Source organism: Spongiibacter sp. UBA1325 (assembly GCF_002306875.1).
Classification (GTDB): domain Bacteria; phylum Pseudomonadota; class Gammaproteobacteria; order Pseudomonadales; family Spongiibacteraceae; genus Spongiibacter; species Spongiibacter marinus.
In genome coordinates, this window is record NZ_DBTD01000002.1 from 143,419 (window position 1) to 167,889 (window position 24,471).

General features: G+C 58.0%; 23 protein-coding genes. 12 read left to right on the plus strand and 11 right to left on the minus strand.

Annotated elements, in window-relative coordinates; translation table 11 throughout:
- The first annotated feature begins 76 nt into the window (after positions 1-76).
- Together B3K78_RS01200 and B3K78_RS01205 are read left to right on the plus strand one after the other, a co-directional pair.
- On the plus strand, positions 77-799 hold the full coding sequence (locus B3K78_RS01200; protein ID WP_286693992.1) for an acyltransferase: 723 nt from the start codon (positions 77-79) through the stop codon (positions 797-799).
- Positions 800-848: 49 nt separating this feature from the next.
- The gene (locus B3K78_RS01205; RefSeq protein WP_286693993.1) at positions 849-1,232 is read left to right on the plus strand and encodes an MAPEG family protein; all 384 of its coding nucleotides are present in this window, start codon (positions 849-851) and stop codon (positions 1,230-1,232) included.
- Between the two features lie 47 nt (positions 1,233-1,279).
- Here the strand turns inward: B3K78_RS01205 and B3K78_RS01210 are convergent, their stop codons facing one another.
- Genes B3K78_RS01210 through B3K78_RS01225 form a run of 4 tightly spaced genes read right to left on the minus strand, consistent with a single transcriptional unit; the run spans position 1,280 to position 5,802 of the window.
- Positions 1,280-1,669, minus strand: a complete 390-nt coding sequence (locus B3K78_RS01210; RefSeq protein ID WP_286693994.1) for a nuclear transport factor 2 family protein — start codon at positions 1,667-1,669, stop codon at positions 1,280-1,282.
- A gap of 37 nt (positions 1,670-1,706) precedes the next feature.
- Positions 1,707-2,609, minus strand: a complete 903-nt coding sequence (locus B3K78_RS01215) for a YjiK family protein (protein ID WP_286693995.1) — start codon at positions 2,607-2,609, stop codon at positions 1,707-1,709.
- Between the two features lie 33 nt (positions 2,610-2,642).
- Positions 2,643-3,734: an MBL fold metallo-hydrolase gene (locus B3K78_RS01220; RefSeq protein WP_286693996.1), complete on the minus strand. Its 1,092-nt coding sequence runs from the start codon at positions 3,732-3,734 to the stop codon at positions 2,643-2,645.
- A gap of 52 nt (positions 3,735-3,786) precedes the next feature.
- Positions 3,787-5,802, minus strand: coding sequence for an NADPH-dependent 2,4-dienoyl-CoA reductase (locus B3K78_RS01225; RefSeq protein ID WP_286693997.1), 2,016 nt, complete (start codon positions 5,800-5,802; stop codon positions 3,787-3,789).
- A gap of 75 nt (positions 5,803-5,877) precedes the next feature.
- Here B3K78_RS01225 and B3K78_RS01230 point away from each other — a divergent pair, with 75 nt between their 5' ends.
- The 3 genes from B3K78_RS01230 to B3K78_RS01240 all read left to right on the plus strand — a co-directional run bounded on the left by B3K78_RS01230 (position 5,878) and on the right by B3K78_RS01240 (position 8,478).
- Entirely contained in the window at positions 5,878-6,555 is a 678-nt protein-coding gene (locus B3K78_RS01230; protein WP_239547748.1) for a TetR/AcrR family transcriptional regulator, read from the plus strand.
- Positions 6,556-6,763: 208 nt separating this feature from the next.
- On the plus strand, positions 6,764-7,720 hold the full coding sequence (locus B3K78_RS01235; RefSeq protein WP_204996232.1) for an ABC transporter ATP-binding protein: 957 nt from the start codon (positions 6,764-6,766) through the stop codon (positions 7,718-7,720).
- Positions 7,717-8,478, plus strand: coding sequence for an ABC transporter permease (locus tag B3K78_RS01240; RefSeq protein WP_286693998.1), 762 nt, complete (start codon positions 7,717-7,719; stop codon positions 8,476-8,478). The genes B3K78_RS01235 and B3K78_RS01240 overlap by 4 nt, the downstream gene beginning before the upstream one ends.
- Before the next feature lie 50 nt (positions 8,479-8,528).
- On the opposite strand, the gene B3K78_RS01245 is transcribed toward B3K78_RS01240, so the two are convergent.
- The 5 genes from B3K78_RS01245 to B3K78_RS01265 all read right to left on the minus strand — a co-directional run bounded on the left by B3K78_RS01245 (position 8,529) and on the right by B3K78_RS01265 (position 13,684).
- Complete coding sequence (locus B3K78_RS01245) at positions 8,529-9,065, minus strand: hypothetical protein (RefSeq protein ID WP_286693999.1); 537 nt, start codon at positions 9,063-9,065, stop codon at positions 8,529-8,531.
- Positions 9,066-9,078: 13 nt separating this feature from the next.
- Positions 9,079-11,307 carry a xanthine dehydrogenase family protein molybdopterin-binding subunit gene (locus tag B3K78_RS01250; RefSeq protein WP_286694000.1) on the minus strand — a complete coding sequence of 743 codons (2,229 nt, stop codon included), beginning with the start codon at positions 11,305-11,307 and terminating at the stop codon, positions 9,079-9,081.
- A gap of 10 nt (positions 11,308-11,317) precedes the next feature.
- Positions 11,318-11,776, minus strand: coding sequence for a (2Fe-2S)-binding protein (locus tag B3K78_RS01255; protein ID WP_204996235.1), 459 nt, complete (start codon positions 11,774-11,776; stop codon positions 11,318-11,320).
- Between the two features lie 168 nt (positions 11,777-11,944).
- A complete protein-coding gene (gene srkA, locus B3K78_RS01260; protein WP_286694001.1) occupies positions 11,945-12,946 on the minus strand; it encodes an SrkA family protein kinase in 1,002 nt (333 codons plus the stop codon).
- Positions 12,947-12,964: 18 nt separating this feature from the next.
- Positions 12,965-13,684 (minus strand): ComF family protein, encoded by a 720-nt coding sequence (locus tag B3K78_RS01265; RefSeq protein WP_286694002.1) that lies wholly within the window; start codon positions 13,682-13,684, stop codon positions 12,965-12,967.
- A gap of 79 nt (positions 13,685-13,763) precedes the next feature.
- Here B3K78_RS01265 and bioB point away from each other — a divergent pair, with 79 nt between their 5' ends.
- Genes bioB through bioD form a run of 4 tightly spaced genes read left to right on the plus strand, consistent with a single transcriptional unit; the run spans position 13,764 to position 18,303 of the window.
- A complete protein-coding gene (bioB, locus tag B3K78_RS01270; RefSeq protein ID WP_286694003.1) occupies positions 13,764-14,822 on the plus strand; it encodes a biotin synthase BioB in 1,059 nt (352 codons plus the stop codon).
- A gap of 5 nt (positions 14,823-14,827) precedes the next feature.
- Positions 14,828-16,033: an 8-amino-7-oxononanoate synthase gene (bioF, locus tag B3K78_RS01275; RefSeq protein WP_286694004.1), complete on the plus strand. Its 1,206-nt coding sequence runs from the start codon at positions 14,828-14,830 to the stop codon at positions 16,031-16,033.
- Entirely contained in the window at positions 16,030-17,595 is a 1,566-nt protein-coding gene (bioC, locus tag B3K78_RS01280; RefSeq protein WP_286694005.1) for a malonyl-ACP O-methyltransferase BioC, read from the plus strand. The genes bioF and bioC overlap by 4 nt, the downstream gene beginning before the upstream one ends.
- Before the next feature lie 12 nt (positions 17,596-17,607).
- Positions 17,608-18,303 (plus strand): dethiobiotin synthase, encoded by a 696-nt coding sequence (gene bioD, locus B3K78_RS01285; protein ID WP_286694006.1) that lies wholly within the window; start codon positions 17,608-17,610, stop codon positions 18,301-18,303.
- Here the strand turns inward: bioD and B3K78_RS01290 are convergent.
- The gene (locus B3K78_RS01290) at positions 18,280-18,699 is read right to left on the minus strand and encodes a hypothetical protein (RefSeq protein ID WP_286694007.1); all 420 of its coding nucleotides are present in this window, start codon (positions 18,697-18,699) and stop codon (positions 18,280-18,282) included. The genes bioD and B3K78_RS01290 overlap by 24 nt on opposite strands.
- Before the next feature lie 259 nt (positions 18,700-18,958).
- On the opposite strand from B3K78_RS01290, the gene B3K78_RS01295 reads away from it, so the two are divergent.
- The 3 genes from B3K78_RS01295 to B3K78_RS01305 all read left to right on the plus strand — a co-directional run bounded on the left by B3K78_RS01295 (position 18,959) and on the right by B3K78_RS01305 (position 22,946).
- Positions 18,959-20,746: an acyl-CoA dehydrogenase C-terminal domain-containing protein gene (locus tag B3K78_RS01295; RefSeq protein ID WP_286694008.1), complete on the plus strand. Its 1,788-nt coding sequence runs from the start codon at positions 18,959-18,961 to the stop codon at positions 20,744-20,746.
- A gap of 103 nt (positions 20,747-20,849) precedes the next feature.
- Positions 20,850-22,637 carry an acyl-CoA dehydrogenase C-terminal domain-containing protein gene (locus B3K78_RS01300; RefSeq protein WP_286694009.1) on the plus strand — a complete coding sequence of 596 codons (1,788 nt, stop codon included), beginning with the start codon at positions 20,850-20,852 and terminating at the stop codon, positions 22,635-22,637.
- A gap of 120 nt (positions 22,638-22,757) precedes the next feature.
- On the plus strand, positions 22,758-22,946 hold the full coding sequence (locus tag B3K78_RS01305) for a DUF3094 family protein (protein ID WP_286694010.1): 189 nt from the start codon (positions 22,758-22,760) through the stop codon (positions 22,944-22,946).
- A 47-nt stretch (positions 22,947-22,993) separates the two neighbouring features.
- Here the strand turns inward: B3K78_RS01305 and B3K78_RS01310 are convergent.
- On the minus strand, positions 22,994-24,471 hold a 1,478-nt coding region (locus B3K78_RS01310), incomplete at its 5' end, for a CocE/NonD family hydrolase (RefSeq protein WP_286694011.1).

A 24,471-nucleotide genomic window follows, 5' to 3' on the forward strand; every position in this document is an offset into this window, starting at 1 on the left:
TGGTAACCTTGTTGGAATTGCTACCCTCATCAAGCCCTGCGACACTGTGCGGCAATAACAACAGTGCGAGTTCGCTATGCGTCAGGATCGGCGCCCCTACTGGGTGAAGAAAAATTATCTGCGTTTCAGGCATTGGTACACCCTGCATTTTCTGCGGCCCGCCTGTGACGCGTTGGGTGATTATCCCACGTTTATGAAACCCTGGTATATCTCCATATCGGGGCCCAACGTGTCCATTGGCCGCTGCGCCACCGTGATCGCAGAGCCAGAGGCGCGGGTGAAGATCGGCGTGTGGGGGCGCGAACCCGACCAGGGGCGCATCAGCATTGGCGACTATGTATTAATCAGCCCCGGCGGGCGGATCTCCGCCAGTGATGAAATCGTGATCGGCGACAGCGTGATGATGGCGAATGGCGTCTACATTACCGACAGCGATTGGCACGACATTTACGACCGCACTGCGCGCAGTGAGGAGGTCAAGCCGGTGCATATTGGCAACAATGTGTGGCTGGGTGACCACAGCACCGTTCTAAAGGGCGTGACGATTGGTGATAACAGCGTGGTTGCCGCCGGGGCGGTGGTTACTCGCGACGTGCCGGCCAATGTGGTGGTGGCGGGGAATCCTGCCAAAGTGGTCAAGCAGCTCGATCCCGAGCGCCCGATGAAAACCCGTGCCGATTACTTTGCCGATCCGCAGGGGCTGCAAAAATTCTTTGATGGCGTGGACAAAATGGTGCTCGGTAAAAACGGCACCTTGAATTGGCTGCGCTGTTTACTGAAACCGGGGCCCAATGATTAGGGCACCTCAATAACGATAAATCACTTAATCAATCGCTAAGGGGAAAACAATGACAATAGCACTATGGTGTGTACTGATTGCGGGAATGATGTCACCGCTGACCGGCCTGTTGGCTAAAGGGGGCAAGGTTGGTGGCAAGTCCTACGACAACAATCACCCGCGCCAGTGGTTAGCGCAACTGGAAGGGCGCCCAGCGCGAGCCGTTGCGGCAATGAACAACAGCTTTGAGAGTTTTCCGCTGTTTGCGGCGGCGGTGATCATTGCGCACTTTTCCAATGCGCCAGCGGATACCCTGAATTTACTGGCCATGGCCTATGTGGCGATTCGTGTGCTTTACACCGCTTGCTACTTACTTAACTGGGGTGCGCTGCGCAGCTTGGTATGGTTTGCCGGTGCCGGCGTCGTCATCACCATGTTCTGCATTATCCCCTAACGGGCCGAGGCGCTGGGGCCTTGCTGCCAGCGCCTGTTAATCGCAGTTTACGAAGCTAGCGCCTCCAGCATCTCTGCCATTTTTTGGTGTATCAAATTAATCGCTTTGAGTGGTCGCAGCATCACTTTAAAGTCAGTGATTTTTCCCTCTGCATTCCAGCGAATCATATCCACACCGTTGACCTGAACGCCGTCGATGACGACCGCGAATTCCAGCACTGCGTCATTGGCGCCCTCGACCTCGCGTACGTAGTGAAAGCTGTCATTAACTAACACTTGAAACGCCGCGGATAAATACAGTGCCGTCACGTCCTTGCCGCGCTGCGGGGTGTGGACGATGGGTGAGTGAAATACTGCGTCATCGGCGAGTAAATTTTCCAAGCCGGTTGTATCGCGGCGGCTTAGTAGTTGGTGCCAATTTTTTATTGTGGGGTGCATAGGCAGAGGTCCTTTTACTGTGCGAGCCCTGCGGGGCTCAATGCGATGTAGGCTGAAAGCTTAGCAGCTTTGTCGGAAGGCCTTCGCTACCCAGTAATATTGTGTTGCCATCGCGGCTAATGGCGATCGATTCCGCTTGCCGCAATGGCGGTGCCCCCAGTGCTTGGGGAGACGTGTTCAACACACTTAGCCAGCTTTGCCGATTCTGCCGCACAAAATAGTAACTCTCGCCGAGGGTACTGATTACCGCCGCGCTACCATCGGCGGCGAAATCCAGGCCGGTGGGGGAGTGCTGGGTAATGCCACCCTTTCTTTGCGGGGTGTGTGACTCAGTGGTGGGTAGGCTTTTGATCTCGCCCAGTGCGCTGAGTAACACGGGTTCGTCGGGCAGGCTGTCCAGCGAAAAACGGTACAGTTTCGGGTGGCGCTCTCTCTTGCTCAGCAGGTAGACCATACGTTGCTCAGGGTCCACGGCAAGCCCTTCCACATCGCGGGGGCCGCCATCGAAAACCAGGGTATAGCGCCGCAGTAGGGTTAGTGATGGTGCCTGTGGGGCCCCGCCCTCTCCCAGCAGGTAAATGTCGGTCATCGGTCGAATCGCCAGGTTATCTCCGATGTCTCCAACGAGAAGATAGTGGGCGTCGCCCTCACTAAAGCTCGCCATGTCTTCCCAGTCGGCGGCGCTGGCACCGCGCACGCTCACCGACTTCAGCTTGTCCTCGCCGGGCTTAATCAGATACAAGGTGGGGCGGTCGCCGCTGTCATTGTGGGCCCAATAGTAACCGGGGTGGGCGCCGCTCGCCGCGAGCCCGCTCAACTCTGACAAGGGGCGCTGATTCAGCGTATATTCTTGGGTTTGCCAGTGGCGTTCAGCTGCACTGCTGGCAAGTGTTGTCAGCAAGAGTGGCAGGGTCAGTAAAACCGGCAGGAAACGAGACATAGAATGACCTGGGTAAAAGTGTCAGTGTGCCGATTATGGATGAATAATTTGTGACGGCATAAGCTGTCGAGTTTCGCCAATTTGCATGGTGTCGAAGCTGCCGGGTGACAAGCCAGCGTCTTCAACCGCCCTGCGCAAATCGTGCTGCGGCGCATCGATATCTTCTGCCGACAGCTGAAACGTCGCCCAATGTATACCGATACTCTGTGCTGCACCAATATCTCGATGTATCTGCACTGCCTCAGCGGGGTCGACGTGTTGTTCTTTCAGGAAGCTTCTTGGCTTATAGGCGCCGATGGGAATCAGGGCCAAGTCGATACCGGGGAAGCGCTCGCCAATGCTTTTGAATTGCTCGGTGTTGTACCCGGTGTCGCCGCCAAACCACAGCTGCATATCGTCTATGCGCAGATGCCAGGAGGCCCACAGCGACTTGAAGCGATCGGTGATGCCCCTGCCAGACCAGTGTTGCGACGGTGTGGCGGTGGCGGTGAGGGAGTCAAGTTGGAAGGTTTGCCACCAGTCGCGCTCGACGATTCTTGTCGCGGCGATGCCAAAGTCTTGCAGGGTGTCACCGAGTTTCAGCGGCACCAGATACACCGGCTGGTTGCCAAGTGCGCGAATGCTGCGCTCATCTAAGTGGTCGTAGTGATCGTGGGAGATAATCACCACATCAATCGGTGGCAACTGGGGTGGGCCAATGGGCTGGGCAACCAAACGCTCCGGGCCGAGCCATTGTACCGGCGACGCGCGCCGAGAAAAAATGGGGTCGGTTAGAATGGCTAATCCCCGGTATTGCAGCAGAAAGCTGGAGTGCCCCAGCCACGTTACTTGCAGGGGGGCTGATGGGGAAATATGAAGATCGGCGACCTCAGTGACAACGCGAATGCGCTGGCGTTGAGAGGCTTGGTCGGCAATGGTTAAGTCAGAGAAAAAGCGCAGTCGGAGTAATTCCCAGAGGCTCTTGTTGAACGTTGGCCAATAAGGATTGCGGAACTCGCTCTCGCCATGATGGGCCGGCTTTGCCGTCTCGGCATGCAGGGGGGTTACGATTGCCAATGTCAGGCTGATAAGTAGCAAAACGGCGCAGCGCTGATGGCGCCCCGCTGTGTGGTTTTGTATGCGCATCGTGCTTCCCCCTTCCTGCGCAGTATACGCAGGAAGGGGGGCGAGGCGATGATTACAGGCTGGCGGCGAGGCGAGTGCCCTGGTCGATGGCGCGTTTTGCATCCAGCTCGGCGGCGACATCGGCGCCCCCGATCAGGTGAACGGGCTTGTTCAAGCCGTCGCAGAGTTCGCGGCGAGGCTCCTGGCCGGCGCAGACAATCACGTTGTCGACGGCTAAGGTTTTCTCCTCGTCACCGACGCGAATACGCAGGCCCTGGTCATCAATACCGAGATACTCACAGCCGGCGACCATATTCACGCCTTTGTGCTGCAAGCCAGCGCGGTGAATCCAGCCGGTCGTTTTGCCCAGGCCGTTGCCCACTTTGCTGGTTTTACGCTGCAGCAGGTGAACCTGACGCGGTGAGGGCGAAGGCTGAGCGGCTACACCCTCGATGCCGCCGCGCGCTTGCAGCGTCATATCAACACCCCATTCTTTCATGAAGGTTTCAATGTTCTGGCTGGCATCGCTGCTGTGTGTCAGTGCTTCGGCAACATCAAAACCGATGCCGCCCGCGCCGATAATGGCGACGTTCTTGCCAACGGGTTTGTCGTCGCGCAGGACGTCCAGGTAGCTCATTACCATGGGGTGGTCGATGCCGGGAATGGCGGGGGTGCGCGGCACAATGCCTGTCGCCAGTATGACTTCATCGAAATCGCCGTCATTTAGCATATTGGCGTCCACGCGTTGGCCGAGTTGCAGCGTTACGCCAGCCAGTTCCAGGCGGCGGCCGAAGTAGCGCAGGGTCTCCGCAAACTCCTCTTTACCCGGCACTTTGCGGGCAATATTGAACTGCCCACCGATAACCGGCTCAGCATCGAACAGCGTTACATTATGGCCGCGCTCCGCGGCGGTGCAGGCAAAGGCCAGGCCCGCAGGGCCGGCGCCGACCACTGCCAGACGCTTGGGTGAGTTTGTTGCGGCGATGTTCAGTTCGGTTTCGTGACAGGCGCGTGGGTTAACCAAGCAGCTGGTCATGCGGCCGGTGAACACGTGATCGAGACAAGCCTGGTTGCAGCCGATGCAAGTGTTGATTTCGTCACTGCGGCCTTCGGCGGCCTTGACGATAAACTCGGGGTCGGCAAGGAAGGGGCGGGCCATCGACACCATGTCGGCGTCGCCTTCGGCGAGGACGCGCTCAGCAACGTCAGGAGTGTTGATGCGGTTAGAAGTAATTACCGGAATGCTGAGCGCTTCGCGGAAACGCTTGGTTACCCAGGTGAAGGCAGCGCGAGGCACCTTGGTGGCGATCGTTGGGATGCGCGCTTCGTGCCAGCCGATGCCGGTATTGATCAGCGTAGCGCCGGCTTTCTCAATGGCTTTACCCAGTTGTACAGCCTCGTCATAACTGCTGCCGCCCTCTACCAGGTCCAGCATCGACAGGCGGTAAATGATGATGAATTCTTCGCCCACCGCTTCGCGTACGCGGCGTACCACTTCAACGGCCAGGCGCATACGATTCTCGTAGCTGCCACCCCACTGGTCGTCGCGCTGGTTGGTGCGAGCGGCCAGGAATTGGTTAATGAAGTAACCCTCGGAGCCCATAATCTCAACGCCGTCGTAGCCGGCCTTTTGGGCCAATGTGGCGCTGCGAATAAAGTCTTGGATTTCCTGTTCGATATCGTCTTCAGTCGCCGCCTTGGGAGTGAAAACATTGATGGGGGCACGGATCGCTGACGGCGCGATGGGGTTTTCGTTAAACGCGTAGCGGCCAGTGTGCAGGATCTGCATGCAGATCTTACCGCCCTCGGCGTGGACGGCGTCGGTCACAATACGGTGGCCTTCGCAGTCTGCTTCGGTTTCCAGCATTTTGGTGTGTTCGTGGGTCGAGGCGCGCTTGTTGGGGCCAAAGCCGCCGGTCACGATCAGCGCGACACCGCCGCGAGCGCGCTCAGCAAAGAACGCCGCCATGCGTTCGAAGCCGTTTTCAGCTTCTTCCAGGCCGGTGTGCATGGAGCCCATCAGGACTCGGTTTTTCAGCTGAGTGAAGCCCAGGTCCAGGGGCTGCATTAATGTGGGGTAGGCGCTCATGGTGGTGTCCTCTCATTGACGTAACTTGACGCTGTCCAGATGCCAAGGCTAGAGACAAATGTTGACGCTGTCAAGATGGACGCTATCGCCGGTGGCTGCTATATTGCCGCCATGTCCCAAGCCCCTGCCAACAAGCCATCCGGCGCCTACCATCACGGTGATCTGCGTGCGCAGCTTCTGGATGTTGCCGCGCGTCTGCTGCGTGAGGAAGGTGAGGAAGGACTGTCGATGCGGCGTCTGGCGCAGGAGTTGGGGGTTTCTCGCACCGCCCCCTATCATCACTTCAGCGATAAGCACAGTTTGCTCTGCGGGATTGCCGAAGAGGGCTTTCGTCGTTTTCGGCAAGTCAATGCGGACGCCGAACTTTGGAATGTCGACACCTTCAGCGAGGCGAGTTTGCAGGCCTTTGTTCGTCGCTACGTCAATTTCGCGGTAAGCAATGCCGAGTATTACGACCTAATGTTTGGCGGCAAACTGTGGAAGTCGGCGGCGCTCACAGCGAGTCTCAAAGCGGAGGCCTACACGGCGTTTCGCGAGTATGTTGACCACTTTCGCCAACTGCAGGCAGGCGGTATTTTCGCCGCGAATTTCGACCCACTGCGTTACGCGCAATTAAGCTGGTCGACCCTGCACGGTATGAGCCGCTTGCTGATCGATGGTATCTATCTGGACAGCTCAACCGTAGAAGAAATGTGTAACACGGCTGCCGCTATGTTTTGGCGACAGTGTCGGCCGTTGAACACTAGCGGTTGAACGTGCCGCTCAGCTGGGCGACACTCTCGCTCAGTGTGTGAAAACCTCAATGATAACCCCGAATCATTCCGGCTTTGCCTCTGCGCCTGCCATCCGCTCCCACTGTTATAGCTGGGCGGCGAGGTGCGCATCGAGTGTGCTGTGAAAGGAGGGCTTTGACCTCGCGGCGAGCACGGTTCGCCGCATTGCGGGTAAATTAGGAGCATTTGTGTCCTCTGTTATTAGTGTGAAAGACGTTAGCAAAGTCTATGACTCAGGCTTTCAAGCGCTGCGCGGCGTCAACTTGGATATTCGGCGCGGCGAGATCTTCGCGTTACTCGGCCCTAACGGGGCCGGTAAAACCACCTTGATCAGCATTATCTGCGGCATTGTGAATGCCACGGCCGGGCAGATTCACGCCGGCGCCTTCAACATCGTTTCCGATTACCGGCGTGCCAGGCAGCTTATTGGCTTAGTTCCTCAAGAACTGTCGACCGACGGTTTTGAGAGCGTATGGGCCACGGTGACCTTTAGCCGGGGCTTGTTCGGCAAGCCGAAAAATGATGCTTATCTGGAGCAAATACTTCGCCAGCTATCGCTGTGGGATAAAAAAGACGAGCGGATTATGGCGCTATCTGGCGGCATGAAGCGGCGCGTAATGATTGCTAAGGCCCTGTCTCATGAGCCTGAAATTTTGTTTCTCGACGAGCCCACGGCGGGGGTGGATGTCGAACTGCGGCGCGATATGTGGCAGATGGTTCACGGCCTGCGCGAGCGAGGTGTGACGATCATTTTAACCACGCATTACATTGAAGAGGCCGAGGAAATGGCCGATCGCATCGGTGTTATTCGCCGCGGCGAAATTGTGCTGGTTGAAGAAAAGAACCGCTTGATGGAAAAGTTGGGGCAAAAGCAGCTGCGCCTGCAATTGCAGCAACCACTTAGCGAGCTGCCCGCCGATCTTGGAGGCTATCCGCTGAGCCTGACTGACGATGGCCACGAGCTGGTATACCACTACGACAGCCAAAGCGAACACACCGGCATTGCCGAATTGTTTCGTCACTTGGAAATGCACGGCATCGATTACAAAGACCTGCATTCAACCCAGCGCTCGCTGGAGGAAATTTTTGTCAGCCTGGTTGCCGACAGCGATCAGTCGTCAGCAGCGGTGGAGGTGGAGCAGTGAATTTGCATGCAGTGCGCGCAATCTATTTGTTTGAAATGAACCGAGCCTGGCGGACGCTGCTGCAAAGTATCGCGTCGCCGGTGATTTCGACCTCGTTATATTTCGTGGTATTTGGCTCGGCAATCGGCTCGAAAATGGTCGCTATCGACGGCATCAGCTACGGCGCGTTTATTATTCCTGGGTTGGTGATGTTGGCGCTGCTGACCGAGAGTATCTCCAATGCCGCGTTTGGTATTTTCTTCCCTAAATACAACGGCACCATCTACGAGCTGCTGTCAGCACCCGTTGCCCTGCCAGAGATTCTACTGGGCTATGTCGGGGCGGCGGCGAGCAAGTCGGTTATCATCGGGTTGATTATGCTGGCGACCGCTCGGCTTTTTGTCGACTACAGCATCGCGCATCCCTTTTGGATGCTCGGCTTCTTGGTGTTAACTGCGGTGACCTTCAGTTTATTCGGTTTCATTATTGGCGTCTGGGCCGACGGCTTTGAGAAATTGCAGATAGTGCCGATGCTGATCGTGACGCCGCTGGCGTTTTTGGGCGGCAGCTTTTACTCAATCAGCATGTTGCCACCGCTGTGGCAGACCATTACCTTGGCGAATCCGGTGGTCTACCTGATTAGTGGTTTTCGCTGGAGTTTTTACGACGTTGCCGACGTGAACGTCGGTGTCAGTCTGGGGATGACCGTATTCTTTTTGCTGTTGTGCCTGGCCTTGATTACCTGGATGTTTCGCAGCGGTTATCGGCTTAAGCAATGACGGTGTAACTGCCGCGACAAATACGGTAGTCACACCATCAGGTGAGTGTCTTAACAGGGGCCGCCTGCGTTCACCCATTGCTCCAAAAGTTCAACAAAACTGGTGTGGTCCACGGGCGGGAGTGTTCGGCCCTCGCCGGGATCAAAGCCCCACAGCACCAGAGGGTCCTCCTCCATGTGTTTGAGCAGGGCTTGCAGGTCTTTGCCGCCATTTTTACTTTGGTCTTTCAGCACCGTGCAGAGTTCTCTCGGCCCCATACCTTCCCAGCCCATGCTCAGTGGTGCCAGGCCCCAGTGCGGCGCGCCAGGCACTTTGTCTTCCGCCACGTTTTGTTCCTGGTGGCAGGCTGAACACTGCAGGGTCGGCGCGCCGTGATTATCTTCACCGCGCATAACCAGCTGGTCGTGGCGGCGGCGTTCATCGCCCTGACGCGGGAAGTCGGTCAAGGTGTGGCAGTTCAAACACCGCGGGTGGGTAAGCACCTCGTAGATCGGTGTAAATAGCGGCGACTGTGCCAGAGCGCCGCCGCTGACCAATAGGGCCAGCGCCGCGCTCAAGCCGAGCCAATAGTTGCGTAGTAATAGCATGCTCCGGCTCCTGTTAGGCGGGGTGTTGTTCGGCTAGGGTATAGCCGAGGTTTTTAAGCGGTAATTCGCGAATTTTCTCGCCGGTTGCCGCAAAAATAGCATTTGCTAACGCTGGGCCCAGCGCCGGTACGCCCAGTTCGCCGACACCGCCCGGCGACTCGTTACTCGGCAATACAACGGTATCAATTTGCGGCACTTGGAACATGCGCAGCATTTTGTAGTCATCGAAATTGCTCTGCTGAACCACGCCGTCCTGCAATTCGATCTCGCCGTAAAAGACGCTGGTCAGCGCAAAGATTACCGCGGACTCAACCTGGGCCACCACCAAGTCAGGGTTGATGGCCGTGCCGACATCAATCGCGCTGACAATCCGGTGAAGGGTAATGACTTTATCGTCGGACACGCTGAGCTCCACAACTTGAGCGACGTAGCTCATCCAGTGGTTCAGCACGGCGATCCCCTGACTGCGACCGCCCCCTGTGCTGCCCCAGTTCGATGCTTGCGCGGCGGCGTCCAATACCGCTAACAGGCGGGGCTTGCTAGCGAGCATGCCGCGTCGATATTGATAGGGGTCGCGGCTGTAGCTGACGGCGATATCGTCGATAAAGGTTTCCTGGGCAAATACATCGGTGAATTTGTTGACCGAGCGCATCCACAGTGAGGGCATCTGCGGCTTGAGCGTCAGGTGGGCGTCCATCAATACATTGTCGATGTCGTAGGGCATGCCGGTCTCAAGGTCTGTTAATTCCTTAAGGGGCGGCAACTGGCCCTCGGCCAGGGTGTCGAGCAGCTCTTCGGCATACAGTGACGCCGTGACATCCTGCGTGACCGCGCGGTGCGTCCAGGCAGTGATATTGCCCTGATTGTCCATGGAGGCGCCGACGCGCACGGCCGCGGCGGGCCGGTAGTAGCCCCCCTTCATGTCGTCTTCGCGGGTCCACATGACCTTCACGGGTTTTTGGGTTGCCTTCGCCACGTGGCAGGCGTCGCGCACGTAGTCAGCCAGCGGGTTGCCGCGGCGGCCAAAACCGCCGCCAGAGGACATGGTGTGGAAGGTGATCTGGTTGGGCAGTAAGCCGAGAATCAGCGACGCAAAGGTCTTATCCAGCGTTGGTGATTGGCTGCCCGTCCAGATGTCGGCTTTGCTGCCGGTGTAGTCCACCGTAACGTTTAGTGGCTCCATTGCCGCGTGGGCCTGGAAGGGGAAGAAGTAATCAGCGCTGCGATTTTCCGCTGCGGCGAGTTGAGCCACCGGAACCAAACCGTCAACACGAATCGGCAGGCCGGGTAAGTTGAGCTTAAAACTATACTCACCGCGCGTGTCATTGGAATCTGTGCGTCCGGCCAACAGTTCATTCCAGCTGACTTCAAGGGCTTGGCGCCCTTTCTCCGCCGACCAATAGTCGTCGGCGACCACGGCGACGCCAGAGGGGATGGTGTGTACTTCGCGCACGCCGGGCACCGCCATAGCGGCATTGCTGTCGACACGCAGTGCCTGACCAAAAAAGCGCGGCGGGCGGGCAATTACGGCCGTGAGCATGTCGGGGATATCGACGTCGATACCGTAAATATGCGAGCCGTTGACCTTCTCCGCAGCGTCTTTGCGCTGTTTGGACTGGCCAATAATGCGGTAGCTTGCCGGGTCTTTTAGCGGCGGATTACTCGGAACCGGCTGGTTGGCCGCTGACTCGGCGAGTTCGCCGTAGCTGGCGCTGCGGCCATTGAGGTCGTCGTAGACCACACCGCGCTCTGTGCGCAGGCTGTCTGCGGGCACCTCCCAGCGCTCGGCAGCAGCGTTGACCAGCATTTGCCTAACCGCGGCGCCGACTTGGCGCTGATTGTCGAAATAGCCACGAGTGGTGGCACTGGCCACCGTGAATTGCAGCAGGCCGCCAAAATAGGGGTTGTTAAAGCGCGCGGCAACAGGTGAGTGTTCGGCGGTAACAAGGTCCCAGTCGGCGTCGAGTTCTTCGGCGACGATCATTGGCATCGATGTCAGCGCGCCCTGGCCAATTTCTGAGGCGCCCACCAAAATGTGTATACGGCCATCGCTGCCAATGCGCATAAACTCACTAACGGTGAACTGCTCTGCATCACTGGGGCCGCCATTACCGGGGGGCTGCGGGTCTTGCGGGTTGGAACCGCCCCCGCCACCACCGCCTCCACAGGCAACAAGTAAGCCGCCCCCTGCGAGAGCGCTGACGCGTAAAAACTGTCTGCGGGTATATCCTGAAGTGCTCATGCGCGCCCCCTTACAGTTGTTCGTCTGCGATCTTGTGAATGGCCTTGCGAATGCGGGCATAGGTGCCGCAGCGGCAGATATTGCCAGACATGGCTTCGTCAATATCGCGGTCGCTGGGCGAGCGGTTTTCGGTGAGTAAGGCGGTGGCCGCCATCACCTGTCCGGACTGGCAGTACCCGCACTGGGGAACGTTTAGCTCTTGCCAGGCCTGCTGAACCAGCCGACCGATCTGCTGTTGGTCAATCGCTTCCACGGTGGTGATGTTGTGGCCCTCTGCGGCGCTAATTGGCATGACGCAGGAGCGGGTGGGCTGGTCGTCAACATGCACCGTACAGGCGCCACACAGGGCTTGTCCGCAGCCGTACTTGCTGCCCGTGAGCTTTAAGTCTTCGCGCAAAACCCACAGCAGGGGTTTATCTTCGGGTACGTCAACGGTGTGGTCTTCACCATTTACTCGGATTGTAAACATGACTTCTCCTGCACTCTTATTATGTGTGGAACGGTGGAGTGCTTTGGCAATTGTAGAGTGTTTGATCGCGCTGCGCTTGCACCTAGCGCACAGTCCAGCAACGTTGCCGCGATAGTGTAAACTCTATCTTTACGAACGTTAATCTGCTTTGGATCACGCGGTGAAAATTTACACACTCAGCTTGAGGGCGGGTTCCTGAACCAGTGCCAGTTGTTCGCGCAGCATCAGTATGTGCTCGCCCCAATAGCGCTCGGTGTTAAACCAGGGGAAGGCGCGGGGAAAGGCGGGGTCGCTCCAGCGCTGCGCTAGCCACGCCGCATGGTGCATGATGCGCAGCCCGCGCAGGGCCTCCACCAGCACTAATTCGCGGCTGTCGAAGCTGCGAAATTCCTCGTAGCCCTCGACCAGCTCCATCAGCGCTTTTTGGCGGGCATCGGTATCGCCGGAGAGAAACATCCACAGGTCTTGGATAGCCGGCGCCATGCGGCTGTCGTCAAAATCGACCAGCTGGGTGTCGCCGTCGCGCCACAATATATTGCCAACGTGACCATCGCCGTGGCAGCGAATATTGCGCGCTTGGCAGTCGCTAAAACGTTGTTCAATTAACGCCAATAAGTCGCGGGCCAGGCTCTCGTAGGCCTGGCGCAGGCTGTCTGGGATAAAGTCATTTTCCAGCAGATAGTGGCTGCTGTGCTCGCCAAAGGTTTGTGGGGTGAGGGTCGGGCGATGTTGAAAGTCTTCCGTTTCGCCTACTAGGTGAAGGCGGCCAAACAGGCGCCCCAACTGAAACAGGTTTTCCATGTCATCCAGCGCCGGGGCGTGACCGCCGCGCCGGGGGTAAAGCGCGAAGCGATAGCCTTCGTGCTCGAACAGACTCTGCCCATCGTCGTTTTGCCAGGGCGGGATCACTGGGATGTCTGCATCATAAAGCTGCTGCGTGAAGCGATGTTCCTCGCTGATTTGGGCGTTGCTCCAGCGCTGCGGGCGATAAAACTTAACCACGAGAGGCTCGGCGTCTTCGATGCCGAACTGATAAACCCGGTTCTCGTAGCTGTTTAGCGGGAAGACGCGTAGGTCGCTGACAAACCCCAGCGACTCGACGGCGTCAATAACGCGGTCGGGGTCGAGAGCGGCAAAGTTTTGCTGGTCGGTATTGTCGTTGGCCTTCATGGTATTCCCATTGGCGAGTCATTGACCGGGCGCGGGAGTCCGGGCCAGGCACCAGACGTCTACTCGCGTTGCGCCGGCGCGCAGCAGTATAGCGGCCGCCGCATTGGCTGTCGTGCCTGTGGTCAGTACATCGTCTACCAGCGCCAGGTGCTTGCCGCGAATGCGTTCTGGGTGAACCACGTCGAAGGCATTTTTCATATTGCGGCGGCGCTCTGCCGCCGTTAGTCCCTGCTGTGGTGGTGTTGCATGCTGGCGGCGAAGCAGATCCGCGACCGGAATCGTCAGGGCGTTCCCCCAAAATTGACTGACAAGCAGCGACTGGTTGTAGCCGCGTTGCCAGCGCCGCCGCCAATGCAGGGGTACGGGCACGAGCGCATCGGGAAGCGGCTCGGCAGCCGCCGCCGAGCAGCGCTCTAACCAAAGTTGTGCCAACAGGCGGCCGCTGGGCGGCTTGGCGTGATGTTTAAAGTCGGCGAGCAGGCTGTCCACCGGGAAGCGGTAATTCAGCGCACACAGGCATTGATGAAAGCGCGGCGGCCGTTGTAGGCAGCGGCCGCATAGCTCGGCATTCGCCGTGGCTAGCGGCAGCGCGCAGCGTCGGCAATGGTGGCCCAGCCAGGGCAGCGTGTCGCGACAGGCGGGGCAGATCTCCGTGGTGGCGCCGCTGTGATCCAGGCACAGCAGGCACTGGAGTGGGAAGAGGCGTTGCAATGAGGCGCGAATCGACTTGTAAACCATGGCGTCCTGCGTTGGTTGACAGCGAAGGGGCTGCCTGTATCATTATAGCCTTTCGATCAGCCCCTAGAGATTGTCAGATATGAGCAGTATGGAAGCGTCTTCAATTCGTCACGACTGGAGCCCTGAGGAAGTTCAAGCCCTGTTTGAACAACCCTTTAACGACCTGCTGTTTCAAGCACAAAGCGTTCACAGAGCGAATTTTGATGCCAATAGCGTTCAGGTAAGCACGCTGCTGTCGATCAAAACGGGCGCTTGCCCGGAAGACTGCAAATACTGCCCGCAGAGCAACCGCTACGACACTGGCTTGGAAAAAGAAAAGCTAATGGAAGTGGAAAAAGTGCTGCAAGAGGCACGTGCTGCCAAAGCGCAGGGGTCGACCCGGTTCTGCATGGGGGCAGCGTGGCGCTCACCCAAGAAAAAGGACATGCCCTACGTGACCGCCATGGTGAAGGGCGTGAAAGAGATGGGGCTGGAAACCTGCATGACCCTTGGGATGCTCAGCGGTGAGCAGGCTGCGGAGCTGGCTGAGGCGGGGCTGGATTACTACAACCACAACCTCGATACCTCGCCGGAGTACTACGGTGAAATTATCACTACACGCACCTACGGCGACCGCCTGAACACGCTGGCGAATGTGCGCGATGCGGGCATTAAAGTGTGCAGCGGAGGAATCGTTGGCATGGGCGAGTCCGTGAAAGACCGCGCCGGCCTGCTTATCCAGTTGGCCAACCTGCCGGAGCATCCTGAGAGTGTGCCCATCAATATGTTGGTGCGCGTTGAAGGGACGCCCCTGGCTGAAGAAGTTGACCTCGATCCCTTTGACTTTATTCGCACCATCGCGGTGGCGCGTATCCTGATGCCCAAGTCCCACGTGCGCCTGTCGGCGGGGCGTGAAGAGATGAACGAGCAAATGCATGCCCTGGCGTATTTTGCCGGTGCCAACTCCATCTTCTACGGCGAAAAGCTGCTTACCACGCCAAACCCCGAAGCCAACAAGGATCTGCAGTTGTTCGAGCGCCTCGGTATCAAGCCCGAGCAGCGCTGCGCTGAGGCCGATGATGAGGCGACGGAAGCGGTTCTGCTGGGTGAGATGGAAAAAGCGCGCAACGACAAATTTTTCTACGACGCAACAGCATAAACGCCGTGACAACGCCATCCATGGAGCTGCACCTACAGCAGCGGCTGGCGGAGCGTCGCGAGCAGTCTTTATATCGACACCGCCGAGAGCTGGGGAGTGCACAAGGTGCGCGAATCCAGCTCAACGGCCGCACCATGCTGCAGTTCTGCAGTAATGACTATCTCGGACACGCCGGCCACCCCAAACTCGTTGAAGCCATGCAGGCCGCCGCCAAAGACTATGGTGTGGGCGGTGGCGCATCGCACCTGATCTGCGGCCACTCCAGTCTGCACCACGAGCTGGAGGAGCGCCTCGCCGAATTTACCGGCCGGGAGCGCGCGCTGCTTTTTTCCACCGGCTACATGGCGAATTTGGGGCTTATTGCTGGCTTGATGCAGCGCGGCGACCACCTGCTAGAAGATCGTTTGAACCACGCCTCGCTGCTGGATGGCGGCTTGCTAAGCGGCGCAAAAATGCAGCGCTTTCAACACAGTGACACGGCGGATCTTGAGCGCCGACTAAAAAAACTCCCCCATACTGGCCAGCGCCTGATAGCGGTAGACGCGGTTTACAGCATGGACGGTGATCTGGCCCCTCTGGTTGAGATGGCCGACCTGGCCCGCGGGCACAATGCCTGGCTGATGGCCGACGACGCGCACGGCTTTGGTGTACTGGGCGAGCGCGGTGCAGGAACGGCTGAAATGCTCGGCCTAGATACCCAGCAATTGCCAGTGCTCATGGCCACACTCGGCAAGGCGCTGGGCAGCTTTGGCGCCTTTGTCGCCGGAAGCGCCACATTGATCGAAAGCCTGATCCAGTTTGCGCGCCCCTATATTTACACCACCGCCATGCCCCCCGCAGTCGCGGCGGCAACGCTGGCATCGCTGGACCTCCTGCACAGTGAGGGTTGGCGTCGGCAGCGCTTGGCTGAGCACATCAGCTTTTTTCGGGCGGAAGCGAAGCGCCTGGGGCTGCCGCTAATGGCATCGCAAACCGCGATTCAGCCGCTGATGGTGAATGACGATGCCCTGGCATTGGCGCTGAGTCGTGAGTTGGAAGCTCGCGGCGTATTGGTTTCCGCTATCCGCCCCCCCACCGTGCCGCTCGGTACCGCGCGGCTGCGCATCACCTTGAGTGCCGCGCATAGCCGGGAAGATATTGAACAGCTGTTAACGACGCTCGAATCAGCATGTTGGGATGTGGCGCCGCAATTGCTGGAATTTCATTCGTGAGTGCACTCTACCGAGAGCGCCTGCCGTCAAGCTCAGATGCCTCTGCAGAGCTGGTGCTGCTGCACGGCTGGGGTAGCTGCAGTGAAATTTGGCGGCCGCTGTTGCCAGCACTGCGAGCGAATTTCTCGGTGACGATTATCGACCTGCCTGGCTGCGGTCGCAGCCCGCTACTGGCCGATATGTCGGTTGAATCTGTTGTGCAGGCGCTGCTGGCGCAGCTGCCCGCCCGCGCCTTATATGTGGGCTGGTCGCTGGGAGGGCTGCTGGCAGGCGAGCTGGCGCTCGCTGAACCGCAGCGAGTGAGCGGCTTGGTTCGCCTTGCCAGCAATTTGCGTTTTGTTGCCAATGAGCAGTGGTCGCTGGCCATGCCCGGAGAAGATTTTGCCGCGTTCTACACTGGCTTGCTGGAGCAGCCAGAAAAAACACGGAAGCGTTTCAATACCCTGCAATTGCAGGGCGATGTCAGCGCACGCGCGCTGCGTCGACTGTTGCCGTTGTGCCACGCGGAGCCGGAGGCGCTGCGCTGGGGGTTGGATTGCCTGCGCGAGCTGGATCAGCGCGAGACCTACGCGGGCTTGTCGTGCCCGGTGATGAATATCTACGGCAGTGACGATGCGCTGGTGCCAGCCGCCCTGGCAGAAACGGTGCCCGCTGCGCGCAGCCTGTGTTACGCCGGAGCAGGGCATATCCCTTTTTTGTCGCAGCCAGAGCAGTTTGTTAGCGACATTATCCTCTTTGAAAAAGACTATATTGCCGAGGCGACGCCACCGGGTATTGAGCGTCATTTTGAAAAGCGCGATGTCGCGCGATCCTTCTCCCGGGCGGCAAACAGTTACGACCGTGCCGCGACCTTGCAGCGCCGGGTCGCGGACGAACTATTTCGCTTGCTTGCCCACCAACGTGCACCACAAACGCTGGTCGACCTGGGCTGCGGCACCGGCTACAGCTTGCCGGCGTTGCGTCAGCGCTTTAACGATGCCCAGCTTGTTGGTGTCGACCTGGCTGAGGGGATGCTTGCCTATGCCAGCGAGCATCACTCTGAGGACTGCCAGCAATGGGTCTGCGGCGATGCTGAAGACCTGCCGCTGGCCGATGCCCGTGTCGATCTGCTGTTTTCCAGCCTGTCTTTGCAGTGGTGCGAAAATGTATCGGCGCTGTTTTCAGAGATTGACCGGGTATTGGCCCCGGGCGGCAAAGCCTTCATCGCAACCCTTGGCCCCGAGACATTGTTCGAGCTTCGCGAGGCGTGGCAAAACGTTGATGGCTATGCCCATGTGAACCGCTTTATTCCCCGACAGGCGCTGGACACGGCCATTGCCGCGTCGGGGCTGCGGGTGCAGTGGCGGGAGGCTACCGAGGTGCTGTATTACCCGACGGTGACCGCCCTAACCCGAGAGCTCAAACAGCTGGGCGTGAGCAATGTGAATCGCGACCGCCCTCAGGGGCTGGCTAGTCGCAAACGCTTGCAAGCGCTGCAGCAGGCCTATGAGGCATTTCGCCAACCGGCCGGGCTGCCTGCCAGTTATCAGGTGTGGTACCTGGAACTGGATAAACAACCCTAGAGGAGCACCCTGATGACGCGCCGCCAAAAGCTGTTTATCGCTGGTACCGATACCGATGCGGGCAAAACCCTGATCGCCTGTGGCGTGCTCGAAGCCGCCAGGCAGCAGGGCTTGCGCACCCTGGCGCTGAAACCGGTAGCGGCGGGGGCGGAGTCGGTCGATGGCGAGTTGCGCAACGACGATGCGCTGGCGTTGATGTCGGCGATGTCTGAGCCGATGAGTTACGAGCAGATAAATCCGGTGGTTTTTGCAGAGCCGATTGCGCCGCATATCGCGGCCGAGCGGGCTGGGCGGCGTTTGAGCGCTGCCCAATTGGCGGGCTATTGCCGCGGCGCGATGATGCGCCCCGCTGACCTGTTGTTGGTAGAGGGTGCCGGAGGCTGGCGAGTACCATTAAACCAGCGCGAGACCCTGGCGGACTTGGTCATCGAGCTAAATTTGCCGGTGGTTCTGGTGGTGGGAATGAAGCTCGGTTGCATTAACCATGCGCTGTTAAGCGCGGAGGCAATTCGCGGCGACGGCTTGCCGCTGGCGGGCTGGGTGGCAAATAGGGTCGACCCGGAAATGGCTCGGTTTGACGAGAATCTTGAAACCTTAAAAGCGATGCTTCCTGCGCCTTGTCTCGGCGTGGTGCCGCACCTGGGCAAGGGGGCAAGTGGTGTGGATGTGGCACCGTTTATCGACCTAGCGGCGCTGCAAATCCCCTGATGCCTTGGCGGCGCGCGCCAGTGCGCGTCGACATTTCTCTACGGCTTCTTCCATCGTGGTGGCTTCATCGCGAGCTTGGCTAATATCCTCAAACATGGCTTTCACCGTATCTCGCTGCAGGGCATTGGAATAGATGTAGCAGTGAAAGGCGCAGCCGTTGTCTGCCGCCCACGCGGCAAACTGCTTACCCATTTCTATGACTTCGGGGGTGTGTAGCTCATAACTGCGCAGGTCGATGATCCGCGCCCAGGGACGGCCATTTAAACGGCGAATGTGCGCGCGTAAATCGCGGCCATAGTGCTCGGCGGCTTCGGCGTTCCAGGTACCTAATAGCTCAGCGGTGATAATGTCATCGTCGCAGTGGAGTCTGTGCTCACCGTGGGGGCGGTAATTCATAGGTTTTCGTCTATGGTTCTTAGTATCTGGGGCCAAGATTAGCGTCATCCATCTTTTTGGCTAAATCCGTAGAATTCCCTAGCAAAGCGTCATAATTATGTAAGTTTATGTTTTTGCTGGGTTTAGTGCTTATTTTATTGGCCGAGATGACAAAATCCTTGATCTTTTCGGCCTTGCGCAACGTAGATAAATCGATATAGTTGTCACCGTCAACATTGCAGCGATTCATCGCTCGCAGTAACTAACGTGAGGTTTCATCATGCCGCAATATAAAGCGCCACTACGCGATATCAATTTCGTACTCAAAAATGTGCTCAACGCAAACGAGCATTTTGCGAGCCTGGCCGGCCGTGAAGAAGTGAGCGAGGATCTGCTGGACGCCATCCTTTCTGAAGGCGCCAAGTTTTCTGAAAACGTACTGTCACCGCTGAACCAAGTGGGTGACCAAGAAGGCTGTGTATGGTCGGAAGACGGCGTAAAAACGCCAACCGGCTTTAAAGAAGCCTACCAACAATTTGCTGAAGGTGGTTGGCCATCAATGACCGCCGACGCCCGTTTTGGCGGCCAGGGCCTGCCCAACTCACTCGGCCTGGTTGTGACCGAAATGGTTAGCTCAGCGTGTTGGGCGTGGGGTATGTACACCGGCTTGTCTCAGTCGGCTGCGCGCCTGCTGGAAAACTACGCCAGCGAAGAGCTGCAAAACGAATACCTGCCTAAAATGACCGACGGCACCTGGGGCGGCACAATGTGTCTGACCGAGCCACATTGCGGTTCGGATCTGGGCATTCTGCGCACCAAGGCCGAAGCCAATGCCGATGGTAGCTACAACGTGACCGGCACCAAGATCTTCATCTCGGGTGGCGAGCACGACATGATGGAAAACATCATTCACCTGGTACTGGCTCGCATTGAAGGTGCGCCAGCGGGAACCAAGGGCATCTCCCTGTTCCTGGTACCGAAATTCCTGCCCGATGCAGACAACAACGTCGGCGAGCGCAATGGCGTGAGCTGTGGCAGCATCGAGCACAAAATGGGCATCAAAGCCTCTGCAACCTGTGTGATGAACTTCGACGGTGCCAAGGGCTTCCTGGTTGGCGAAGAGAACCGCGGTCTGCAGGCGATGTTCCACATGATGAACTCTGCCCGTCTGGGTACTGCTCTGCAGGGCTTGTCTGCCGGTGAAGCCTCATTCCAAGGTGCGCTGGAGTACGCTCGCGAGCGTCTGCAAATGCGTTCACTGAGCGGCCCGAAAAACCCAGAAGGCCCCGCTGATCCGCTGATCGTACACCCCGATGTGCGCCGTATGCTGCTAACTCAGAAAGCACTGGCTGAAGGTAGCCGAGCGTTTATCTACTGGGTGGCGCAACTGGTCGACACGTTCTACTTCAGTGGCGACGAGCAAGCGCGTAAAGACGCAGAAGAGCTGTCTGAACTGCTGACGCCGATCGCCAAGGCCTTCGTTACCGAAACCGGCCTGGAGTCTGCCAACTACGGTATGCAAGTGTACGGTGGCCACGGCTACATTTCAGAGTGGGGCATGGAACAGATCGTTCGCGACCTGCGCATCTCTACACTGTACGAAGGCACCACCGGCATCCAAGCCCTCGACCTGTTGGGTCGCAAAGTAATGGGTACTGGCGGCAAGCAGTTGATGGTCTTCACCAAGATCATTCACAAGTTCTGTGAAGAGCAGGCGTCACGCCCAGAGCTGGAGCCGTTCATCAGCAAGCTGGCTGAATTGAACAAAGAGTGGGGCGAAGTCACCATGAAGCTGGGTGAGAAAGCCATGCAGAACCCCGATGAAGTCGGTGCTGCATCGGTGGACTACCTGATGTATTCTGGCTACATCTCACTGGCTTACATGTGGGCACGCATGGCCGCTGCCGCCGTAGACGGCGCTGCCGACGACGAGTTCCTGAAAGCCAAGCTGCAGACTGCGAAGTTCTATTACGATCGCCTGCTGCCGCGTACTGAATCGCACAAACTGTCCATGCTCAACGGCGCTGACAGTTTGATGGAGATGCCCGAAGAGGCATTTGCGTTCTAAATTAGCAAGGTCCCAAACGAGCAACGCCCACCCTTCGGTGGGCGTTTGTGCATTGCGTTATGGATAGCGACTGATCGTCGCGAAAGAATGTGGAGAATCAGATATGCCCGAATATAAAGCGCCGCTGCGTGATATGCAGTTTGTCCTGCACGAGGTATTTAAGGCCGAGCAGCTTTGGCAAAACATGCCGGGAACCGAGGAAGTTAACCGCGAGCTGGCGGATGCGATCCTTGAAGAAAGTGCCAAGATCAATGAAAACCTGATCGCCCCTTTGAGCCAGTCTGGCCATGAAGAGGGCGTGAAGTGGGACGACGGTGTCGTCACCACACCCAAAGGGTATCCAGAAGCGTTTAAGCAACTGGCCGAGGGCGGCTGGGGTGGTCTGGCGGGTGAGCCGAATTACGGCGGCCAGAACATGCCCAAGATGCTGGTACTGTTGTTCGAGGAAATGCTGTACTCCTCCAATATCGCGATGGGTCTCTACCTAACCCTGACGTCAGGCGCGGCGCTGGCCATCGACAACCACGCCTCCGATGAGCTGAAGGAAAAATATCTGCCTAACATGTACTCCGGTCAGTGGGCCGGCGCCATGTGTTTGACAGAGAGCCACGCGGGTACTGACCTGGGTATGATCCGTACCAAGGCCGAGCCACAAGCTGATGGCACTTACAAAATCACCGGTACCAAGATCTTCATCACTGGTGGTGACCACGATCTGACCGAAAACGTTATCCACCTGGTGCTGGCAAAACTGCCCGATGCTCCAGCGGGTTCTAAAGGTATTTCACTGTTCTTGGTACCCAAGGTAAAAGTGAATGACGACGGCAGCCTCGGCGAGCGCAACGGCGTGAATTGCGGCAGCATCGAACACAAAATGGGTATCAATGCCTCGGCAACCTGTGTGATGAACTTCGACGGTGCCGAAGGCTACCTCGTTGGTGAAATCAACCGCGGTCTGCAAGGCATGTTCACCATGATGAACTACGAGCGTTTGTCAGTCGGTATTCAGGGGCTGAGCGCTGCGCAAACCGCTTACCAGTGGTCTTGTGAATACGCACGTGAGCGTCTGCAAAGCCGTGCACCGACTGGCCCTGTTAACCAAGCCGGCCCTGCCGACCCAATCGTTGTACACCCCGATGTTCGCCGCATGCTGCTCACCCAGAAAGCACTGGTTGAAGCGGGTCGCGCATTTGCTGTGTATGTGGGCAAACAGTTGGACGTGTCTAAATTTGGCGACGGCGATGCCAAGGCGCTGGCCTCGGGCATGGTTGAATTGCTGACGCCTGTTGCAAAAGCCTTCCTGACCGATAAGGGCTTCGAGGGTACCGTATTGGGTCAACAGTGTTACGGCGGCCACGGCTATGTGCGTGAGTGGGGCATGGAGCAGCTGGTGCGTGATGTGCGCATTGCGCAGATCTACGAAGGCACCAACGGCATCCAGGCGATGGATTTGATGGGGCGTAAGGTTGCCGCCAATGGCGCGAAAAACCTTCAGGCACTGATCGCTGAAATGCGCGCCTTCAGCGCCGACTCTGCATCGGTTGCGGGCATGGATGAATTCCTGAACCCGCTGAACGACGCGGTCGACAACCTCGAGTCGCTGACCAAGTTTGTACTTGAGCAAGCGGGCAGCGATGCCAACGCGATTGGCGCAGCCGCGAACGAATACCTGCACGTAATGGGCTTCACACTGTTCAGCTACATGTGGGCAATGATGTGTCGCACTGTGCTCAGGGGTGAAAGCCAGCAGGGTGAAGAGTTCGACAAAGCCAAGCTGCAAACCGCTCGCTTCTTCGTTCAGCGCCTGTTGCCACAGGCCAGCGCACTGAGCGCATCAATCCGCAACGGCAGCAGCACGTTGATGGATATTGCGGAAGAAGCGTTCGCGTAAACGCGGATATCCCACAGCCTGCCGTGCCCTGCACGGCGACGGCTGGAGTTGAAGGCGGCATCCTGTGATAATGGGGCCGCCTTTTTTTATGGCGATGTATTTATATTGGGGCGGTAATTGATGGAAAACGAACACAATAAGCTGTATCCCGAAGATCAGCTCAAAGTCGATGAATTTCTGAAGAAGGGTTATAACGACGTCGAGCGAAAGCCCTTTAAGCCGTTTAAATTGCTGCTGATTCTGGCTGCCTCGGTCACCTCGATGACCCTGCTGAGCCTTTGGCTGGCAACCTTTGTGGGTATTGGCTAAACGCTGCTGAACAACAAGCCGGAGGCGCAATGCCCCCGGCTGAATCCTTACTGAGTGTGAATGGGGAGCTGTACCGTGCCATTCACGCTAACCGGCAGAGGCGGTTGCACCAGGCCCGCAGGATACAAGTAGTATGGATGAATTCCATAGACCATCAGTCCCAGCTCATCGCCCACCTGTAAGTCTTCGTTCACACCCACCAGCTCCAATTGCTTGGCACCGATACCGCGCACCGGCCGTACCTGGTCGTTAACCAGCGCCGCGTCGCCGCCCCGGCGTTTACCCAGGCCAACATACAGCAGGTTGCCGTCACCGTTGCCGCCTTCCAATAGCAGGTTGGCGGTGGGAATGCCGGCCAGTAAGCCGTCCTTGTCTACCGTAATTAGCGGAATAAACTGACCCGCCGCGAGGGTTTTGTTGATCACTTCAGCGGGAATCAGATTCAGGATGTCATCGAGGGAGTCGGCGATGGAGGCCGGGTCCTGCAAGCCGCCCAATACGGCCTGCAATACGCCAGCGGTTTCGCCGGGTAGGCCCGCTAGCACCTCTAGCAAGGTGCCCAGTGGCAAGGCCTGTAAGAGGTTGATGACGTAGGCGGCACCGCCGGGAATTACCTGGCTGGCCGGCAGCAGGGTTGTGGTGCCACCGCGAACCACGCTGCTGAAACTGCGGCCCTGCTGAGACGCTGCGTGGCTGAAGCACACGTCGGGCAGGTCTTGTTGCGGTTCGCCCATCAATTTATTGGCGAGGAAATCCAGCGCGATGGTGGTGGTGTCGAACTGCTGGTCGTCGCAGTACAGGGTCTCGTCGGTGCCAAACAGGATCATTTCACCGGCATCTTGCAGCAGCGGCAAAATATGTCCCTCGCGCTGCACAAACAAGTGGGTGTCCCGGCCTTGGCCGGTCCAGCATTCGTAATTCTCAACAGCCTCGTTGGCATTGAATAAGATATCGTTAGCGCCCTGAATAAACAGTGCGTCTGCTTTGGATAAGGTGCCGCCGTCGCTGCGCTCACCCAGGCAGTAGGACAGCGGGCCGTGCCCGGCGAGTTTATCGATGACCGACTGGTCGATGTTGCCGGTGGAGTTGGCCTGCAGAAACGCCGGCCACAGGTAGTCTTCCAGGTTGCCCATCGAGGCAATGCCGAGTACGTCCAGCCAGCTGGTTTTGGGGCTGCTGTCGGCGTACAGGCTATAGGGCAGGTGGCTCCAGGTTGCCAGCGGCACAATAGCGTCGAAGCGTTTATCTACGCTTGAGCACACGGTCTGGAAGCCGCCGCCGTAAGAGAGTCCCACCGAGCCAATCAGCGGATCGCCATTGTCGCGCTTCAAATTCGGTAGATTGATTTCGGCCCAGTCGATGATGGAGGAAATGCTTTTGCAATCCACATCGGGGTCCATCACACTAATTTTCCCGGTGCTGTCACCGAAACCGCGCTGGTCGAAGCTGATCACATAGTAGCCCTTGTCCAGCCACGCTTGGCGAGCCACATCACCGGAAACATCTTTGGTTGTAAAAGCTTCCA

Excerpts from the sequence above, each read along its gene's own strand:
- B3K78_RS01200 (WP_286693992.1), top strand. The coding sequence starts at position 77 with ATGCGTCAGGATCGGCGCCCCTACTGGGTGAAGAAAAATTATCTGCGT.
- B3K78_RS01205 (WP_286693993.1), top strand. The coding sequence starts at position 849 with ATGACAATAGCACTATGGTGTGTACTGATTGCGGGAATGATGTCACCG.
- B3K78_RS01210 (WP_286693994.1), bottom strand. The coding sequence starts at position 1,669 with ATGCACCCCACAATAAAAAATTGGCACCAACTACTAAGCCGCCGCGAT.
- B3K78_RS01215 (WP_286693995.1), bottom strand. The coding sequence starts at position 2,609 with ATGTCTCGTTTCCTGCCGGTTTTACTGACCCTGCCACTCTTGCTGACA.
- B3K78_RS01220 (WP_286693996.1), bottom strand. The coding sequence starts at position 3,734 with ATGCGCATACAAAACCACACAGCGGGGCGCCATCAGCGCTGCGCCGTT.
- B3K78_RS01225 (WP_286693997.1), bottom strand. The coding sequence starts at position 5,802 with ATGAGCGCCTACCCCACATTAATGCAGCCCCTGGACCTGGGCTTCACT.
- B3K78_RS01230 (WP_239547748.1), top strand. The coding sequence starts at position 5,878 with ATGGACGCTATCGCCGGTGGCTGCTATATTGCCGCCATGTCCCAAGCC.
- B3K78_RS01245 (WP_286693999.1), bottom strand. The coding sequence starts at position 9,065 with ATGCTATTACTACGCAACTATTGGCTCGGCTTGAGCGCGGCGCTGGCC.
- B3K78_RS01250 (WP_286694000.1), bottom strand. The coding sequence starts at position 11,307 with ATGAGCACTTCAGGATATACCCGCAGACAGTTTTTACGCGTCAGCGCT.
- B3K78_RS01255 (WP_204996235.1), bottom strand. The coding sequence starts at position 11,776 with ATGTTTACAATCCGAGTAAATGGTGAAGACCACACCGTTGACGTACCC.
- srkA (WP_286694001.1), bottom strand. The coding sequence starts at position 12,946 with ATGAAGGCCAACGACAATACCGACCAGCAAAACTTTGCCGCTCTCGAC.
- B3K78_RS01265 (WP_286694002.1), bottom strand. The coding sequence starts at position 13,684 with ATGGTTTACAAGTCGATTCGCGCCTCATTGCAACGCCTCTTCCCACTC.
- bioB (WP_286694003.1), top strand. The coding sequence starts at position 13,764 with ATGAGCAGTATGGAAGCGTCTTCAATTCGTCACGACTGGAGCCCTGAG.
- bioD (WP_286694006.1), top strand. The coding sequence starts at position 17,608 with ATGACGCGCCGCCAAAAGCTGTTTATCGCTGGTACCGATACCGATGCG.
- B3K78_RS01290 (WP_286694007.1), bottom strand. The coding sequence starts at position 18,699 with ATGAATTACCGCCCCCACGGTGAGCACAGACTCCACTGCGACGATGAC.
- B3K78_RS01295 (WP_286694008.1), top strand. The coding sequence starts at position 18,959 with ATGCCGCAATATAAAGCGCCACTACGCGATATCAATTTCGTACTCAAA.
- B3K78_RS01300 (WP_286694009.1), top strand. The coding sequence starts at position 20,850 with ATGCCCGAATATAAAGCGCCGCTGCGTGATATGCAGTTTGTCCTGCAC.
- B3K78_RS01305 (WP_286694010.1), top strand. The coding sequence starts at position 22,758 with ATGGAAAACGAACACAATAAGCTGTATCCCGAAGATCAGCTCAAAGTC.